At 39.2% G+C, this 18,654-nt stretch carries 10 protein-coding genes; 1 reads left to right on the top strand and 9 read right to left on the bottom strand.

The annotated features are described in order from the left end of the window. Positions 1 to 38: 38 nt before the first annotated feature. Entirely contained in the window at positions 39 to 812 is a 774-nt protein-coding gene (gene aqpZ, locus ACE1B6_RS29725) for an aquaporin Z (protein WP_413260917.1), read from the top strand. Positions 813 to 1,014: 202 nt separating this feature from the next. Here aqpZ and ACE1B6_RS29720 read toward each other — a convergent pair whose 3' ends face one another. The 9 genes from ACE1B6_RS29720 to ACE1B6_RS29680 form a co-directional block, all read right to left on the bottom strand. Further along, positions 1,015 to 2,838, bottom strand: a complete 1,824-nt coding sequence (locus ACE1B6_RS29720) for a hybrid sensor histidine kinase/response regulator (protein ID WP_413260916.1) — start codon at positions 2,836 to 2,838, stop codon at positions 1,015 to 1,017. Beyond that, a complete protein-coding gene (locus ACE1B6_RS29715; protein ID WP_413260915.1) occupies positions 2,835 to 6,341 on the bottom strand; it encodes a PAS domain S-box protein in 3,507 nt (1,168 codons plus the stop codon). Before ACE1B6_RS29715 ends, ACE1B6_RS29720 begins: the two co-directional genes overlap by 4 nt. Positions 6,342 to 6,586: 245 nt before the next feature. Next, on the bottom strand, positions 6,587 to 6,778 hold the full coding sequence (locus ACE1B6_RS29710; RefSeq protein ID WP_413260914.1) for a hypothetical protein: 192 nt from the start codon (positions 6,776 to 6,778) through the stop codon (positions 6,587 to 6,589). Positions 6,779 to 7,003: 225 nt separating this feature from the next. Continuing rightward, on the bottom strand, positions 7,004 to 7,378 hold the full coding sequence (locus tag ACE1B6_RS29705) for a response regulator (protein WP_413260913.1): 375 nt from the start codon (positions 7,376 to 7,378) through the stop codon (positions 7,004 to 7,006). 748 nt (positions 7,379 to 8,126) lie between these two features. Further along, positions 8,127 to 12,638 (bottom strand): PAS domain S-box protein, encoded by a 4,512-nt coding sequence (locus ACE1B6_RS29700; protein ID WP_413260912.1) that lies wholly within the window; start codon positions 12,636 to 12,638, stop codon positions 8,127 to 8,129. Positions 12,639 to 12,671: 33 nt separating this feature from the next. Then, on the bottom strand, positions 12,672 to 14,519 hold the full coding sequence (locus tag ACE1B6_RS29695) for a response regulator (protein WP_413260911.1): 1,848 nt from the start codon (positions 14,517 to 14,519) through the stop codon (positions 12,672 to 12,674). A 320-nt stretch (positions 14,520 to 14,839) separates the two neighbouring features. Beyond that, the gene (locus ACE1B6_RS29690; RefSeq protein WP_413260910.1) at positions 14,840 to 15,220 is read right to left on the bottom strand and encodes a response regulator; all 381 of its coding nucleotides are present in this window, start codon (positions 15,218 to 15,220) and stop codon (positions 14,840 to 14,842) included. Continuing rightward, on the bottom strand, positions 15,192 to 17,693 hold the full coding sequence (locus ACE1B6_RS29685) for a PAS domain-containing protein (RefSeq protein ID WP_413260909.1): 2,502 nt from the start codon (positions 17,691 to 17,693) through the stop codon (positions 15,192 to 15,194). The genes ACE1B6_RS29690 and ACE1B6_RS29685 overlap by 29 nt, the downstream gene beginning before the upstream one ends. 93 nt (positions 17,694 to 17,786) lie before the next feature. Beyond that, the gene (locus ACE1B6_RS29680) at positions 17,787 to 18,545 is read right to left on the bottom strand and encodes a sensor histidine kinase (RefSeq protein ID WP_413260908.1); all 759 of its coding nucleotides are present in this window, start codon (positions 18,543 to 18,545) and stop codon (positions 17,787 to 17,789) included. Between the last annotated feature and the right edge of the window lie 109 nt (positions 18,546 to 18,654).

Raw genomic sequence — 18,654 nt, 5'->3', positions numbered from 1 at the left:
TCAGTAAAAATCTGGCAAAGCCAAGGAGATTTATCATAATGACTCTAACAAAACGATGTATCGCTGAGTTAATGGGTACTTTTTGGTTGGTATTAGGTGGTTGTGGTAGCGCAGTATTAGCTGCCAGCTTCACTGCCGAAGGAGCTAAAATTGGTGAAAGTACTTTATTTCCTCTAGGGCTAGGGTTTGTGGGTGTTTCCTTAGCTTTTGGATTAACAGTGTTGACAATGGCTTATGCGATCGGGCACATTTCTGGCTGTCACCTGAATCCAGCAGTATCTTTTGGATTATGGGCAGGTAAGCGTTTTCCTGGTTCCGAACTTCTACCTTATATTGCTTCTCAAGTAATTGGCGCAACGATCGCTGCGGGATTACTTTATTTAATTGCTAGTGGAAAAGCAGGTTTTACGCTTTCTGGTTCTAATCCCCTAGCTACCAATGGTTTTGGGGCGCACTCTCCGGGCGGATACAGTTTGTTAGCAGCTTTCATTACTGAAGTAGTAATGACCTTCATGTTTTTGATGATTATCTTAGGTGCTACCGATCATCGTGCTCCCGCTGGTTTTGCGCCGATTGCCATTGGCTTAGGACTGACCTTAATTCACTTAATTAGTATTCCTGTAACCAATACTTCTGTCAACCCGGCTCGCAGCACAGGTGTTGCTATATTTGCCGGATCGGAACTATTAGCCCAAACTTGGTTATTCTGGGTTGCACCAATTTTAGGAGCAATATTAGCCGGATTTTTCTACTCCTTCATGTTTAGCGAACCCGCGATCGAAAGTCGGCAACGGATGAAAGAAATCGTTTAATATAATCTCTGTTTGATTACCTATAACGTCTCTACGTTATATAGCGTTTCTCGTTTGGATGCGGTACATTTGGGGGCGGGTTTTGATTGGTATATCTTTCACACAGCAAGGATTTCAGCTAAACCCGCCCCTACAATACGTATACCTCACCGTCATGAGAATTGCTATATATAACGTCTCTACAAATATTTGAGCTACCAAGCTAACAGCTGACTGGGCATTGAACAATAAATTGAGTGCGATTGTTGCTGCTTTTGGCGATGATTTTCCCGCCCATTTGTTCGATTAATTTTTTTACTAGAGCTAATCCTAAACCTGTGCCACCATGTTTCCAGGGATCGTTTTGCGGGATGCGATAAAATTTATCAAAGATTCGGGGAAGCTCTGCGGGTGGGATTTCTACTCCTGTATTAGTGACAATAATTTGCAGCCAGGAGGACTGATTAATTAGAGAAATAGTAGCTTCATGTTGAGTTATTTCCTGTTGAAAGATGTTCAGTTCGATCGCAATTGAACCACCAGCAGGAGTATATTTACAAGCATTATTTAATAGTTCGGTAATTACGCGACTGAGACTGAATGTATCGCAATTCACTATTGATAAATTGGGGGCAAGATTAACTTTAAATTCTTGTTGGTGATTTTGGGTGCGAATTTCAAAAGGTTCAACGATATGGAGAATCCAATCTTCAAGGTTAACTTTTGCGAGTTGTTGGTAATAAGTTCCCGCTTCCAGATGTTGCAAATTTAACAAGTCTTCTACTAAGTTAAGTTCTTGATCGCATTCTTCTTGTAAGACTGTCAAATACTGGAAAATTTGACGGTTCTTAGTCGATAATTGGTGATTTACTGCTGTCAAATCAGTTTCTTTATTTGACAAGGTTGCTAATAGTTGAATCAGCATTTTCATGTTGGCAAGCGGAGAGCGTAATTCATGAGAAATGGTATTGAGGAACTCATTTTTTAGTTGATTGAGTCTTTGCAGTTCTTGAACTTGAGCTTGTGCAGCTTCGTAAAGGCGGGCTTGGCGGAGAGCGATCGCACATTGATTCGCTACCTGTTCCACCAAATTAACTTCCATTTCCCCAAAACTTGAACCAGTATTTTTATATAAAAACAAATCGCCTAAAACTCCGGTTTCTTCTACTTGATTGTCAAAAATTGGGCAGGCGAGAATCGCTGAATAATTGGAATGTTTTGCTGACTCAATTTGGCAGAAAGCAAAACAATATTTTTGTTTTAATTGTTCATAAAGTTCAGGAAAATCTGAGAGATAAAATGATTGTTCTTGAGTAAAATTGAATCCTGGTTGTATCCATTGATAGCGGATCATGGAAGTTAAGAGATCGGGATGATAAAGTACAGCATCACAAGAATTAACTTCTAACGCTACTCCTAATGCTTCCACTGCCATTTTTAAAATTTGATTTTGATCTAAAGAATCTCGCACTCGATCGGAAATCTGCTTTAATGTAGCAGCAAAGTTTAAAGATTGCTGTAATTGTAAAGTGCGAATTTGCACACTTCTTTCTAAATTCGTATTTAAATGTCGGACTTTGGCTTCAATTAGCTCCCGTTCTTTAATTTCTTTTTCTAACTGTTGATTTTGTTCCAACAAAAGTTGCTGTTGTTGTTGAATTAATAATTGATTTTTAATTCTGGCTAATACTTCCAATTCTTGAAAAGGTTTACTAATATAATCTTGTGCTCCCATTTCAAATGCTCGGAGTTTATCATTTATTTGATCCAAGGCACTAATAAAAATAATCGGAATATGGCGGGTAACTTCTGACGATTTTAAATGTTGACAAACTTCGTAGCCACTCATTTCTGGCATATTAATATCGAGCAAAATTAAATCCGGTGGATGGCGATGTACACCTTGTAATGCTATTTTTCCACTTAAGGATTTGCGAACAATATAACCTTGTAACTCCAGCATTTTGGCTAACAAGCGCAAGTTGTCAGGGTTATCATCTACAATCAAAATATTTATTTCAGATGGGGATTTAAGTAAGGTAGTCATAATGAACCCTTGGCAGAAGAAAGGGTTAAAAGTACTTGAATAATTTCTTCAAATTCATAATTATCTACCAACTTCTTTAAGTAAATAGCCAATTTAGATACTGTTGGCGGAAGTTGGTTAATCAGTTCTGTAACGGCAACATCGTCTCCACAGACGGCAGAATTTTCCATTTCAGTGAACCATTCTTCAGGCAATGAATTTAGTATTTGTAGATCGCACCCATCCAAAAAAGTTTGATTTTCTGATGAATCAAAGACAGTAGATTCTTGATTTTCTGTAGATTGCGGTTCTGCATAAATGTATTCTAAACCCAAATATTCCTTCATTTTCAGAAATAATGTTTCCTCTCGGAATGGTTTGCTGATATAGTCATTGCAACCTGCGGCTAGGGCGAGGTTTCGATCGCTATGGGAAGCCTGAGCAGTAAGGGCAATTATAATACTAGTTGGTTCAGTTTCCATTGCCCTAATTTGTTTAGTTGCTTCATATCCATCCAATATCGGCATCCGAATATCCATCCAAATTAAATCGGGTTGCCATTCTTGCCAAATTTCTACTGCTTCTTTTCCGTTGCTAGCTTCTTGAACTGCAAAACCTAGTTGAATGAGTAATTTAACTAACAGCAAGCGATTTTCTGGTCGATCGTCAACTACTAAAACTCGCCGCTGAGGTTGATTAGGAGCTAAGCCAATAATTAAGCGATCGCTCTTTTCCAACTCTAAATTAGTTGCGTTGCTTCGAGTTACCGGAAGAGTAAAAGTAAATGTACTTCCCTCTCCCAAAATACTCCTTACAGAAATTTCTCCTCCCATTAATTGCAGCAACTTGCGACTAATAGTTAAACCTAAACCAGTACCATTAGTAGCATTTCTTCCGGCTTGCGCTTGCACAAAAGCATCAAAAATTGTCTCTAATTCTTCATCTGCAATACCTAATCCTGTATCTATTACTTGAAATTGAAGGCATAATTTTGAGTTATTATCTTCTTCCTGCTTAACTGTAAGTTGTAAAGTTACGCTACCTTTGTTGGTAAATTTAATGGCATTACTGAGGAGATTCAGCAAAATTTGCCGAATTTTTTGTGCGTCAGCAATGATAAATTGGGGTACTTCTGGCGAAATATTAAAGACTAATTTTAATCTTTTAGAACTAGCTCTTTCAGATAACATACTCTTGAGAGAATTGAGCATAGCAATTAAGTCAAATTCGCTTTTTTCGAGGGTATAATGCCCAGATTCTATTTTGGAAAGATCTAAAACATCGTTAATTAAACTGAGTAGGTAATCTCCACTGCGGCGAATTGTTTGTAAGTCTTCTCTTTGACTAAGAGTTAGAGAAGGATCGCGTGTTAATACTTGAGTAAAGCCGAGAATTACATTTAGTGGGGTGCGTAATTCATGACTCATGTTAGCTAGGAAAATGGTTTTGGCTAAGTTAGCGGCTTCGGCGGCTTCCATTGCTTTTCGTAGTTCGATTTCGTTGCGTTTCCGATCGCTAATATCTTGTCCAATTCCTAAAAAATAACCATTAGAAAGTTGCACGTTTGCCCAAGTTGTTTCTAATTCTTTTCCAGTTGCAGTTAATGTTTTTAAATCTTTCCATTTGCCATTAGCTGACATCATGTGTTGTAAAACTTGTTGATACTCTACTGGATCGGTAAAACATTCAGACAAAACATCTCGTTGTTGACATTCTTCCTGTGACCAACCTAAAACCTTTTCTAATTCCGGGTTAATAAATTCAATTTTGCCTTCGGAGTTAAACATGGAAATCATCACTGGAATATGATTAACGATCGTCTGAAACATTTCTTTTTGTTGCTTTAAGTCGGCTTCGGCTTGCTTGCGATCGGTAATATCCCGCACCATAATTAATACTTCATCTGGCAATAATGGCACGATTCGCACTTCTTCGTAACGTAGTGTATCTTTAATAAAAATTTCATGTTCGTAAATTTGCATGATGCCAGATTGCAGAGCTTTTTGTGTGTGGTGCATTCGCATTTCTGCTAATTTTCGGGGTAAAATGCCATATAAATTGACTCCGTGACGATCGCAATCGGGCTGAAAAATATTAAACTCATTACTAGCAATGAAATCCAAATAATCTCCGTTCGAGCGCATCCGAATTAGTAAATCTGGAATTGCTTCAATAATTGCTTGTTTGGTAGCTTCACTTTCCCGCAGAGCTTTTTCTGCTTGTTGTTTGGCGGTAATATCCCGAAGAAAAGTGGTAAAGATAATTTCACCGTTAATATTCAGTTTAGAAATTGAAGCTTCGCAGGGAAATTCTGTGCCATCTTTTCGCCGTCCAAAAATTTCACCTCGCTGGAACATTTGTCTTGTTCCTCCGGGTTTCTCAGCATAATTTTTAATGTGTTGCTCGTGAGAGTTGGCAAAGCGATCGGGTAATAATAAAGTCAAAGGTTTTCCTAAAATTTCTTGGGTTTTATAGCCAAAAATTTTCTCCGCCCCTTGATTAAATAAGGTAATTCGCTGACTTCGATCGACTGAAATAATCGCATCATTGGCAATATCTAAAATCCCGGCAAATCGAGATTGAGAAATTTCTAAGGCTCTTTCTATTTTTTTTCTTTGGTTTATTTCATGTTGTAACTGTCGATTGGTTTGTTGAGCTTGGCGAATTCGGTAATAGCTCACTTCAATTAAATATACGACTATTGCCAATAACCAAGCTAAAATTAATCCGGTAATTAATACAACTGTTGGTAATAGTGAATGTTTCGGAAATAATAATTTTACATTGGGGAAAACTTCAACTTGCCAATTAACCCCATAAGCTTGAACTGTGACGGTTTGTTTCAGGTTTGTTTGCGCTTGGATACCTTGGTTGTAAATTAGTTGGTTGCGATCGGATATTTGCACGTTGTAATTTTGGGATTTAGTTAAAACTCCCTCGAATAGATCGGGGATTTGAAAAACTCCTAAAATAAAACCATCGAAGCGATCGCTCACAAATAAAGGCACGCTTACTAAAAATCCTTTTCCTCCTTGAACTAAGTCAATAGTTCCGGTAATAATTGGTTGACGGAGTTCCTGCGCTACTTTTAAAGTAATGTGGCGACGTGGTTCTTGAGTGAGATCTAAATTTTGTGCTGCTTCATTTCCTGCTAATGGTACTATCCAGCGAACATGATATGAAGGGTCGATATATTCGATCGCTCGATAACCATAAAAATCTTTTAGGTAAGCTGCTGCGTCATCTTCCCAAATTGTTCGCGGTGTTCCATTGCCATTTTCCCATCGTTTTGCCATCCGCTGAAGTGCGCGGATTCGAGTTGTTAGTTCATGGGTTAGATTCATTTCAATTGTGGTAGCTTCAGCACGAGTTAACTCTTCAATGTATAGTTTTTCTTGTACTGAAAGCTGATACCACAAAAATAATACTGCAACAGTAACCACCACACCCAGTAATATCGGCAAAATTCTCCTCATGGGTGCGTGGCAGATAGCTTGGATTGGACGGAGAGAGATTTTAATCATAACGCGATCATGCACCAAGGCGATCGAGCTATCAATTAAATTATCTCGAATCCCTTGTGATTTTCCTCACCTCTCAACAATCCGCAATATAAAAATTTGCTGCTTAACTATTGAAGTGGCAATGTTAAATTTGAAACATTTTTTAATTGCCTGTTAGTGATGAAAAATTTACCAACCCAAAGCTTACCAAATATACTTTGTATTATCCCCTCACTAAAATGTTCCACTCGATTACCGATCGCCGATTAAACTACTGCTAACAGAGAAACAGGTTTTTTCAGTCCCAGAGATCTAGGGGAAAATTGAGATAGAGACAAGTTTTGTTGATAATTATCTAAGTTAGGCATTTCTTGCCAACAATGACGACAAAACCAGTAACTTTGATTTCCCCGGATATGACGTAACATTTGATGAGAACAACAAGGGCAAGTAGCCATAAAAAACCTCGGTTGTTAAAAGTTTTCAGCTATTAAAAAAGAGATATTCTACTAGTGAGATTTATACAAAGACAAAATAAGGAACTTATAAAGAAGTTAAGTTTATTAAACTATCTTTGCAAAGCTCAATATATTTTGTATAAGTACTTTTTTGCGCTTTAGCGCCCGATTTTGCGGTAAGGCGCAACAATGTACTGAGAGAATTGATTTTTAGAAAATATATAGCTACCAACCTAAAATTTCTCTAATTTCTTGGGTCAAAGTTAGGGGTTGTACAGGTTTAGTAATTACTCCTGTAATGCTCATATTTCTGAATCGATCGCGATCGCTAGGCAATACTCTAGCTGTGAGAAAAATTACCGGAATCGATTTTGATTTCGGGTTAGATTGAAGTTTTTGGTATACTTCATAACCATCCATTCCTGGCATTGATACATCAAGAAGAATCGCATCAAAATTTTGAGTTTGAACTATTTGTAAGCATTCTTCCCCTGTTGCCGCTGCTACAGTATTCCATCCCCCCAAGTCTTCTAGACAAGCTTGTACTAGTTCCCGGAGATGTACTTCATCATCAACAACTAATATTGTTCGATCTGTCATAATTTTTTCTCCAGTTAAATCAATTACGTATTTTAATACAACTAGGACTTACCAAATACTGCGGGACACGCAGTATTTCAAGCTTGTGGAGAAGGCGTAAGACTCGTTGGTATTAGTACCAAAAAGCAGCGTTCTAAGAAACAAGAATCCCCGTGTCTTTAGACCTGGGGAGTGTCAAGTACTTTCCTGTTCCCCCCTTAGTAAGGGGGGTTAGGGGGGATCTAATGCTGTGATGACTAGGTTTCGATCCCCCCAACCCCCCTTAGTAAGGGGGGCTAAGAACGGTTGCTACTGTTCCCCCCTTGGTAAGGGGGGCTAGGGGGGATCTAATGCTGTGATGACTAGGTTTCGATCCCCCCAACCCCCCGTAGTAAGGGGGGCGAAGAACGGTTGCTACGGTTCCCCACGACCTACTGTGGGGTCGGCAGCATGGATTTCTGCCAAGCCTAGGTTTCGATCCCCCCAACCCCCCTTAGTAAGGGGGGCTAAGAACGGTTGCTACTGTTCCCCCCTTAGTAAGGGGGGCTAGGGGGGATCTAATGCTGTGACGACTAGGTTTCGATCCCCCCAACCCCCCTTAGTAAGGGGGGCTAAGAACGAAAGAGTTAGTAACCGAAGTTGCTACTGTTCCCCCCTTAGTAAGGGGGGCTAGGGGGGATCTAATGCTGTGATGACTAGGTTTCGATCCCCCCAACCCCCCTTAGTAAGGGGGGCTAAGAACGAAAGAGTTAGAGGCACCCTACTTAAGCTAGTCTGCCTGTTTCGGTAAAGTGAAGAAAAAGGTGCTACCTTTGCCTAAAGTGCTTTCTACCCAAATTTTTCCACCATGCTGGTGAATGATACTCTGACAAATAGCTAATCCTAATCCAGTTCCGCCTTTTTCACGGGAGTCGGAACTATCGACTTGTTGAAAGCGCCCAAAGATCGCTTCTAGTTTATCAGCGGGGATACCGCGTCCTTCGTCTTTGACTTGGAACAAAACCATATCGGTTTGAGATTCTGCACTTAGGGTAATTGTAGAATTAGCTGAGGAAAATTTGAGCGCATTACTTAATAAGTTGGTTAAAGTTTGAACGATCGCATCTCTCGCTGCCCAAACTTGCACGTTACAAAAGTTAATTTGTAATCTAACCTGTTGCGAAGTAGCTAGTGCTTCCATACCATTAACTGCTTGTTGGATTAAATCTATCGCTTGGCAGTTTGTTTTCTCTAAAACTGATTTTCCTGACTCTAATCTTTCTAAATGCAAAATATCATTTACTAAGTTTACTAAACGATTAGTATCAGTTAATGCTATATCGAGCATTCGTTGAAATTTTGCAGTGTTCTGATTATAAACTCCAGTTTGTAATAATCCTAAAGACATTTGAATTCCGGTTAAAGGGGTGCGAAGTTCATGGCTAACAATGCCAATAAATTCCTCTTTCATTTGTTCGATTTGCTGCTTTTCGGTAATATCTTCGGCAATGCCAGCAATGCGAACAATTTCTCCGGCTTCATTAGCGATCGGGAAAGCTCGATCGCGAATCCAACGAATCGAACCATCGGGGCGAATAATCCGATATTTTGCCTCGCATGGTTTTGGGTTTTCTACTTCAAGGAATATAGCTTCGACAGATTGGCGATCGTCTGGATGAACTGTTTCTAACCAATTTAAAATGTTTTGATGGACACTTTCACAACTTCTTTGCCAAATATTTTCATAAGCATTACTTAGATAAATAATTTTCTGAGTTTCAATATCCTTGATCCAAAATGCTGTTTGAATGTTTTCTGCTAATTGACGGAACTTTTCTTCAGTTTCGCGCAAAGTCACTTCGACTTTTTTCTGCTCGCTAATATCCCATATCACACCCAGAGATCGCAAAGGTTGGTTAGTAGATTCATCATAAATTGCCTTTCCTCGTGCCATCAGCCAATGTATTGAACCATCAGGATAAATCACTCGATATTCAGCTTGATAATCAGTGCGGCTTTCTAAGGAACTTAAAAATCTTTGTTCCGTATAATTAGCATCTTCAGGATGAACTGAATTAAGCCAAAGTTCATAGCTGGGTTGTGTCTGATTCGGAATTAAACCCAGTAGATTGAAATGATTATCATTCCAGATTATTTCTTTAGTCAGCAAGTTTAAATCCCAAAAGCCCAGCTTAGTTAAATCTAAAGCTAATCGGCGACGTTCTTCGCTTTGCTGCAAAGCTGCTTCGGCTTGTTTTTGCTCGCTGAGACTTTTAATCAGCCAGCGAATCCCAATTACTTCTCTCTCTGGATTGCAAATAGTGGAGGCTGTAATCCCTGCTGGGAAGGGTTGACCCTGGCGAGGTTTGATTCTTAACTCGTAAGTTTGTCTACCCAATAACCCCCGCAACTGGTTTAAACTTGTGTAAAAAATAGGGCGATCGGGTTCAAAGATGTAGATATTTAAAGGCTGGTTAACTAAGTTAAATGAACTAGTTAATAAAAGATTGCTTGCGGCTTGATTAGCCTCTTGAATGTTGCCATTGGTATCTGTTACTAGATAACCATCTGGGGCAAAGTTAAATAAGTCTTCATATCGGATTTGCTGTAATTGTGTATTTAAAAGGGCGATCTCTAATTGGTAATTAGCTTCTCTGATCTCTTCCTCAGCAAGTTGCAGTTCTTGTAGCGTTTCTTCTAATTCTTGATTAGCTTCCTGTAATTGAGCATTAGCTTGTTCCCTGGCGATTTCTGCTTGTTTGCGATCGGTAACATCTTGCGCCAAAGAAAAAACAGATACTAAATTCCCTAATTCATCTAACAAAGCTGAGTTATACCATTCACAATAAACCAACGTGCCATCTTTGCGGTAATTGCGATTATTACACAACATTGTATTGCCTTTTAACAAATTTGACTGAACTGATTTGACTATTTCTAGATCCTCTACAAAAATAAATTGCCAATCGAACATTGTCTTCCCAAAAACTTCTTCAGCAGTCCAGCCAAAGATCTTTTCTGCTTGTTTAGACCATTGTTTAACTCGAAATTTATCGTCCCAGACGATCGTTGCCAGAGGAGTATTTTCAACGTGAAAGCTCAGTTGATGATGAGTCAGTTTTAAAGCTTCTTCAATGCGTTTGCGTTCAGTAATATCGAGGAGAATAGTGCCTACAGCCATTACCTCTCCAATTTCGCCAAAAATGGGAAAATGGGAAACTAGCCAGTAATGGAGAAGTTCCGGTTGAGTCGGATTTTTTTCACTTATTTCTAACCTACGAATTGATTGTCCTGTTTCAATTACTCTTTGCATAGCTGGAATAATTTCTTCAGCTAGATGTGGTAACATTTCGGCAATATTTCGACCCAAAAATGCTTCAATACTAAAACCGTCAAGATCTGCTAAAGCTTGATTAATTTTCATGTAATTGAGTTGTCGATCGTGAATTGCTAGCCCGATACTTGCTGATGATGCAGCATTGAAGAAACCATCTAATAATTTTTCCCTTTTAAGTAGTTCCCGCTGTAACCTCGATTTTAGTATTAATCCTTCTTGTAGGCGATCGTTTGCTTGAACCAATTCTGCCGTTCGTTCTGCTACTCTTTGCACAAGTTCGGCATTCATTTGTTGTAAAACCATTCTGGCTTGTTGGCGTTCTGTAATATCTTGACAAGCACCAATCCACTCAATAACTTCGCCATTTGTATCTAAAATTGGCACACCTCGAACGGCAAAATCTCGATAACTACCATCTTTGATCCGAATCCGAAATTCGGTTTCATAAATAGTGCGGTTGATGCAGGATTCGCTCCAAATTTGGGCGACACGATCGCGATCGTCTGGATGAACCATATTTAGCCAACCCCATTCCAAGCAATTTATTGCAGATTGTCCAGTCAGTTCTTCCCAACCTGTGGGCGCAATTATTGTCCTTCCTTCAGCATCAGAGTGCCAAATAATTTGAGCCGAAGCATTAACTAAAGAGCGATATCGCAATTCACTTTCTCGTAAATAAGCTTCAATTTTTTTTCGTTCATTTAGTTCAGTTTGTAACTGGGAAAATAATTCAGATTGTTGAATCGCAATGCTCACTTGTGCCGCTAATTGTCGCATCAATTCGATTTCGTAAAATTGCCATTGCCGGGGATTTTCACAGTGATGAGCAATTAATAATCCCCATAATTGATCTTGCTTGGAAATCGGAACTACCAAATTCGCCTTAACTTGAAAATTCGCCAATAATTCTAGGTGACAGGGATCGATTCCAGCTTGATAGATGTCAGATTTAGCAGTAATTAAACCATTTTTATAAAATTCAACGTACCGTTCCCCAAAGCAAGGATCGTAAATTTCAGTTGATAAAATAGCTGTCCATTTTGTGTCAACAGATTCTACAATTACAGTGCCATTCCAATTGGGAGAAAATTGAAATATAATTACCCGATCGGTTTTCAATAACCGTCGGATTTCATCTACAGTTGTTTGCAAAATATCTGGTAAATCAAGCGATGTTCGGATGCGCTGGGTAACTTCCATTACCAAATTTTGTTGCTCGAATTGCTGTTCTACTAAGCTTTGCGCTTGTTTGCGATCGTCAATTCCTACAGCTATTCCCGTCATCAAAATTGGCTGTTTCTCTTGATTATAAAAAGCGTGTCCTTTTCCCTCAATCCAATGTACGCTACCATCTGCCCAAACTACGCGAAATTCTTGCTGATAAAGGCTATCATTTGTAATTGCTTGTTGTAATGCTTGGGTGACTCGTTCTCGATCGTCAGGATGCAAGCAAGCAACAAAAGTTTCATATTTACCATCAAAACTTCCCGGAACTAAATCAAATAATAATTCATGTTCGGGCGACCAATAAATTTTTCCCTTAACTAAATCCCATCTCCACATCCCAATTTCTGCGGCTCCAGCTGCCATTGTTAAAGATTCAACACTTTCCTGGATTTTTTGGTTAAGTTGTTTAATCTTTTGTTGGCTATCTAAAAGATTGCTACTAAATACGTTGATAATTAAAGCAACTAGGAAAAAAATGCCTAAGCGGAAAAAGTTTTCTTGGGGAGTACTGCTAAATTTATTTGATGGATAAATTAAAAAATAATCAATTGCCAATGTAGAGAGAACTACTGCAACAAACCCAGGTCGTAAGCCGCCATACCAAGTACTGAAAATGATGGCAATGTAAAAAAATGTACTAATAATTGGATACAGCAGTGATTTGAGCCAAATTGTCAGTAGAAGAGCGATCGCCGTTAAAGCGATCGCCACCAAATAAGGTAACAAGTGCTGATACATTTTCCTTATCACCTAAATTGTCGATCGTTAATCTTATTTTTCCCTATTTTTTGTTAAAAATCGATTACGCTCAATTCTACTTAATATTCTTGTTACCAATTCTGGCCCTAATACTGGCTTAGTAATAAAGTCATCGGCTCCAGCTGCAAAAGCTTGCTGAAGAGATTCCGCATCAGTATGAGCAGTTACAACCAAAATTGGCAAATCACCCCATTGAGCATCCTGTCGAATTACTTGACATAATTCTAACCCACTAACTAACGGCATTTCTAAATCCAAAACTACTAAGTTTGGCGCAGTAGCAATTAACACATCCCAAAATTTTTCCGATTCAGTTAAAGTAAATACTTGTAAACCCCACGGAGTCAGTAATGCTTTTAAGTGAGTTAATACTGCGGGGTCATCATCAACAATTAATACTTTAGCTTCTGTATTATTAGTAGGAAAAACCCGGCAGATTGCCCGAAAAATTTGCTCAGTTGTGGCAGGTTTATGTAAAAATTGTCTTGCCCCTAAGCGAGAAACTGTTAAGCGATCGCTCAAAGTATCTCGATCGGTAAATACAATCACTGGAATTTGGGGCGAATTTGCCATTAATTCTTGTAACAATGTTAACCCTTCGGCTTCGCTATCGGAAAAACTCAAATCTAAGAGTACTAAATCAGGCGGTCGGAAATTAATTCGCGATCGGGCTGTTTCCCAATCCTGTGCTATTGTTATTTCAATTCCCCAAGCATCTGCTTCTCTTAATAGCTGTTCCATAAGTGAGGCATCACGATCGATCGCCAAAACCCGATAATTTTTCCTTTCAGTCTCATTTACCAAATTTATCGGAATTGGAGGTTTACTTAATTCCGTTTCCAAAGCTGTTACCAATTGGGAAAAGCGGGAAATTCGCTCGTCAGACAAAGGGGAATTACTTTCTAAAATATGCTCGATCGATCGGGCATATTTTGACCCTTGAGGATAGCCAAAAGACCCCAAAGAACCAGCTAATTTATGCGCTTCGTACCTAGCTGATTGATATAATTCCTCATCTAAATTTCCCGCCAATAAAGCAGTTTTTGCTGCCACTAAAACCGCAACTTGTGCTTGCAATAAATCCCGAAACTGCTCAATTACCCGATTAATAGATCGCATTTTTGGGCTTTTTTTGCTTGCCTCCGTAGCATCACCAGGAGTAGTTTTTGGATATGGTTTCAGTCGATAACCCATACCATAAATAGTTGTAATAATTTCTTCAGTTAAACCTCCCGCTTTCAGCTTTTTTCGCACCTCTTTAATATGAGTAGTAATTGCCCTTTCTGTGGGTGGATCGTCAAATCCCCAAAGGGAATCTAAAATAGCACTGCGGCTGAAAATGCGATCGGGATTTCGTAAAAATAACTCCAACAAATTATACTCCGTCGCCGTCAAAGGAATAACTTCCTCACCAAATCTTACCCGACCGGAATTCAAATCTAAACAAAGATTTCCCCAAGTTAAACGAGAAGATTGGTTAACATCCTGAGCTAAAACTGCACTACTTCTCCTCAATAATGCCCGAATTCTTGCTAGTAAAGCTTTCGGTTGATAGGGTTTGATAACATAATCATCTGCGCCCGCATCCAACCCAGCTACAATATCAGCATCCGAATTTTTTGCTGTCAACAACAGAATAGGTTTATTGTAATCTTGACTACGTAGCTGACGACACAAAGTAATGCCATCAACCTTGGGAATCTGCAAATCTAGCACAATTAAATCAAATTCCCCAGCCATCGCCAAGTTTAACCCAGTTTGCCCATCAGTCGCTAAAGTAGTGATGTAGTGGTTCGCCGCTAGTAGATCTTGCAACGCCGCACTCACTAAAGTATCATCTTCTACCAACAGTATTTTCATTGCAACACTTTTTTAAATTACTACTAAAAAATCTTAGCTACTGAATTAGCAGTGTAATATGATTAGTCAAAAATTGGGTATTATGATCTTAATATTTTAAGTTCTGATTAAGTTGCGATCGCTAACCTGAACCAGGAGAAATTACCTTTAAGAAAGATGTAAAGTAACTTACTAAAATAAATTGAAAAAATAGAACAAAAAGCCGATCGACTTCAATAGCTTAATTTTCCCTGTATCTATATTAACCAAAAGTAGTCGAGCAAATTAATCCCATCACTTATGAAAATAGAAATTACAGAAACCAATTTTTATTAGGGATTTTAGTCATTCCAGTGTAAAATTAATCGAACTTGATTAACTAAATCCGGTGCTTTGAAAGGTTTAGTAATCACTCCGGCAACGGCTAATTGAGCAAATCTTTCGCGATCGCTTGCTTGAGCTTTAGCCGTCAATAAAATAGTAGGAATTAAGCGAATTATCGGATTAGATTGCATTTTCTCAAATGCAGTAATGCCATCCATTTCTGGCATCATTACATCTAGTAAAATTGCATCTGGTTTTTCAGTCTCCGCAAGGGCAATTCCTGATTGACAAGAATCTGCAATTAAGGTTTCCCAAGCAGCAATTACGCGGAATGCAACAGGAATTACTTGACGAATTCCTGGTTCGTCGTCAATCAGCAGAATAACTTTCTTTGCCATTGCGATCGTCCTCCAAAATCGGTAAAGTGAAATAAAAACTGCTACCTTTTCCTAAAGTACTTTCTGCCCAAATTCGTCCTCCATGTTGCCCAATGATACTCCGGCAAATTGCTAATCCTAATCCACTTCCGCCTTTTTGACGGGAATCAGAAGCATCGACTTGCTGAAATCTTTCAAAAATGCTTTCTAGCCGATCGCTGGGAATACCTCGCCCAGAATCTTTGACCATAAATTTGATGAATTTGGCAGATGTTTCCTGAAAAGTTTCTACATGAATTTGGATAGTTGAATGTACTGGAGAAAAACGAATTGCATTACTGAGTAAATTGGTGAGAACTTGAATTAGACGATCGGGATCGGCTGGAATCGGACAAGATTGCACAGATAATTGAAATTTGATATTTGATTTATTTGCCAAATCTTTCATTTGATCGATCGCATACTGAATCAAGTTCGCTGGGCAACAAACCTGTTTTTCAATGTTAACTTTACCAGAATCGAGTCTTTCTAAATCGAGGATATCATTCACCAAACGGACTAAGCGATCGACACCTTCGGCTGCAACATGAATCATCCCTTTTCCATCTTCAGAAGTCGGATCGACTAACTGTTGATCCAGCAAACTTAAAGCAACTTGCATAGAAGTTAGAGGAGTCCGCAGTTCATGACTAACAATCGAAACAAATTCACGTTTGAGACACTCTAATTTATGCTGTTCGGTAATATCCATCACCGTTCCCACCCAACCAGTTATCTGTCCTTGGTAGTCAAAAACTGGCTCACCTCGAACTTCAATGTATCGCATTTCCCCATCCCGTCGCACGATTCGCAGGTTTGCTTCACAAGGCTTTCCCGCTGCTAAACGAGCTTTTACCAATTGTCGATCGATCCATAAATCATCAGGATGAATCAAGCAATCCATCTTTTCACCCACTGGTGCAGGTTGACTCGGATCGAGTTGATGAATGCGATACAATTCTTCTGACCAAGTACAAATTTGACTGGCAATGTCATACTCCCAACTACCAATGTGGGCAATTTTTTGGGCTCTGGCTAAATTTGCTTCGCTTTGACGGAGTTGGGCTTCTACTTGTTTGCGATCGGTCACATCTAAAAGCGTACCAAATAACCAAATCGCCTGCCCTTGCTCATTAAAAATCGCTGGTTCTACTCTAGCTTCAACGTAGCGAACTTCCCCATCAGGACGGATAATTCGCAAATCGCATTCAAAACCTTTGCCTGTTACTGCTGCCTTTTGCATTTCTTGATAAAGGTCGAAATCATCTGGATGAATGTATTTGCTCATCTTTTCCAGATCGGATAAAGAACTGTTGGGCTCTAGTCCGTGAATCCGATAAATTTCTTCAGACCAAGTAATTTTTTTCCCTTTTTCCCATTGCCAACTGCCCACATGAGCGACTCTTTGGGCTTCTCGCAAAGCCAATTCACTTTGACGTAATGCCTGTTCTACTTGTTTGCGATCGGTTACATCCAGTGCCGTACCATACAAGTGCAACAATTCTCCCTGCTCGTTGAAAACTCCTGGTTCTCCTCGCGCTTCAATGTAGCGAATTTCCCCATCTGGGCGAATAATCCGTAAATCAGTTTCAAAGGAGTAACCTGCTAAGGCTCGATCGACTAATTTTTGATATTCAGCTAAGTCATCTGGATGAATGAAACGTTCAATTTCTTTGACTTTCGCTTGTAGTGCAGGTTGATTTGGATCGAGTCCATGAATTTGATACATTTCTTCCGACCAAGTGATGGTGTTTTTCACACAATCCCAATGCCAACTTCCTACATGAGCAATGCGTTGGGCGGTACGCAGATTAAATTCACTTTGGCGTAGTGCTTCGATCGCCTGTTTATACTCCGTAATTTCTACCACAATCCCACCGATCGCGATCGAATCATCTGTAGAGTTAGAAATCGGAAAAAAGGAGTTGATCCAATGTCGTAAAACTCCCGGTTGACTGGGTACATAACCAGATACTTCTAAATTAGAAATTGGTTGTCTTGTCTCAATTAAAGCCTGGAACAAAGGAGTTAGGGTAGGAGCAAGTCCGGGTAACAAATCGGGTAAATATTTACCTAAATGGAACTCGATCGAATATCCATTGATATCTGCCAAAGTTTGATTAATGTGGAGAAAGCGGAAGTTTTTATCAACAATGAATAATCCAATATTAGACTGAGTTGCCGCATTAAAAAAACCAGCGAACAATTGCTCTTGGTGTAGTTGTTGCCCGGTATAGTTCTCGATTTCTATTACTTTTGGGTTGAACTTTTTCTCCGGCTGCAATTGTAAAAGCTGAGTTTTGGTTGCTAAAGTTGAGGAGTAATTTCCACTGACACGCGGCAATCTAAAAGAAGAATTCCCGGCTGAAGAATTCTGTTTCAAAGTTGCTACTTCGGCTCGTAATTCCTGCAATTCTTGAATGAGTTCCTCTTTAGTTTTAGTGCGATCGTCCATTGGTTTTCCCCGCTTGGCACCCTCACCTATCTTAAGGTATACAGCCTGAGATGGAAACTAATCTCTCTGAGGAGCGATGTGAAAATTGGCTATTTAGCTTAGTGGTAAAGCAACATAAAAAGTACTACCCTCCCCCAATGTACTTTCAGCCCAGATTTTTCCTCGGTGTTCTTGAATGATTCGATCGCAGATTGCCAGTTCTAATCCTAATCCTCCATAGCGACGAGTATCGGAAGAATCGACTTGTTCAAAGGGTTGAAAAATTTGTGGCAAGGAAGTTTCAGGAATTCCCACACCTTCGTCTTTAATGGTAATCAGCAGGTAAGGTAAAGTAGGTAAATCAGAAGTTTCTCCAGTTTGAATTATGGTAGCAGTTAACCAAACTTGGCGATCGCTAGGAGAAAACTTAATCGCATTATGGAGAAGATATGATAAAGCCCGACTCAAATAATAATCGTCTGCTGTTAAAGGAATAAAGTTAGGAATATCTAAATTAATTTGAATTCGCTGCTGAGTTGCGATTAATTGTACCTTGCTGACAACCCGCTGGATCAAAGCCGCCCCATCCAAAGGCTGCTTAAATATAGCATTTGCTTTATGTACGAGATCATACCAATCAAGAATATTTTCAATAGTTTGGGTTAAGCGATCGGCATTATCAACAGCTAAATTTAATAGTGCTTGAGCTTCCGATCGATCGCACTGTTGATACATTTGTAATAGATCGAGTGCTGTCTGTAGAGAAGCGATCGGAGTTCGGAGTTCATGATTGAGTAAAGAGAAAAGTCTCTCGATCGGAACTTCAGAAGGATTCATCATCTCTGACATATTTTGATAATCATAAATTTTCATGGATATTCTAATAACATACTATCTTATAAATTTTACTCTAAAAAAGTGTAAAATTCGGGGAAAAATAATTACAAGTATCCCAAAAATTTTCACCACTTTGTCACTTTTT

The sequence above is a fragment of the Floridaenema fluviatile BLCC-F154 genome (assembly GCF_041929135.1).
GTDB lineage: Bacteria > Cyanobacteriota > Cyanobacteriia > Cyanobacteriales > Aerosakkonemataceae > Floridanema > Floridanema fluviatile.
Note: the sequence above shows the minus strand (reverse complement) of the source record. Positions and strands in the feature narration are given on the sequence as shown.

Excerpts from the sequence above, each read along its gene's own strand:
- aqpZ (WP_413260917.1), top strand. The coding sequence starts at position 39 with ATGACTCTAACAAAACGATGTATCGCTGAGTTAATGGGTACTTTTTGG.
- ACE1B6_RS29720 (WP_413260916.1), bottom strand. The coding sequence starts at position 2,838 with ATGACTACCTTACTTAAATCCCCATCTGAAATAAATATTTTGATTGTA.
- ACE1B6_RS29715 (WP_413260915.1), bottom strand. The coding sequence starts at position 6,341 with ATGATTAAAATCTCTCTCCGTCCAATCCAAGCTATCTGCCACGCACCC.
- ACE1B6_RS29710 (WP_413260914.1), bottom strand. The coding sequence starts at position 6,778 with ATGGCTACTTGCCCTTGTTGTTCTCATCAAATGTTACGTCATATCCGG.
- ACE1B6_RS29705 (WP_413260913.1), bottom strand. The coding sequence starts at position 7,378 with ATGACAGATCGAACAATATTAGTTGTTGATGATGAAGTACATCTCCGG.
- ACE1B6_RS29700 (WP_413260912.1), bottom strand. The coding sequence starts at position 12,638 with ATGTATCAGCACTTGTTACCTTATTTGGTGGCGATCGCTTTAACGGCG.
- ACE1B6_RS29695 (WP_413260911.1), bottom strand. The coding sequence starts at position 14,519 with ATGAAAATACTGTTGGTAGAAGATGATACTTTAGTGAGTGCGGCGTTG.
- ACE1B6_RS29690 (WP_413260910.1), bottom strand. The coding sequence starts at position 15,220 with ATGGCAAAGAAAGTTATTCTGCTGATTGACGACGAACCAGGAATTCGT.
- ACE1B6_RS29685 (WP_413260909.1), bottom strand. The coding sequence starts at position 17,693 with ATGGACGATCGCACTAAAACTAAAGAGGAACTCATTCAAGAATTGCAG.
- ACE1B6_RS29680 (WP_413260908.1), bottom strand. The coding sequence starts at position 18,545 with ATGAAAATTTATGATTATCAAAATATGTCAGAGATGATGAATCCTTCT.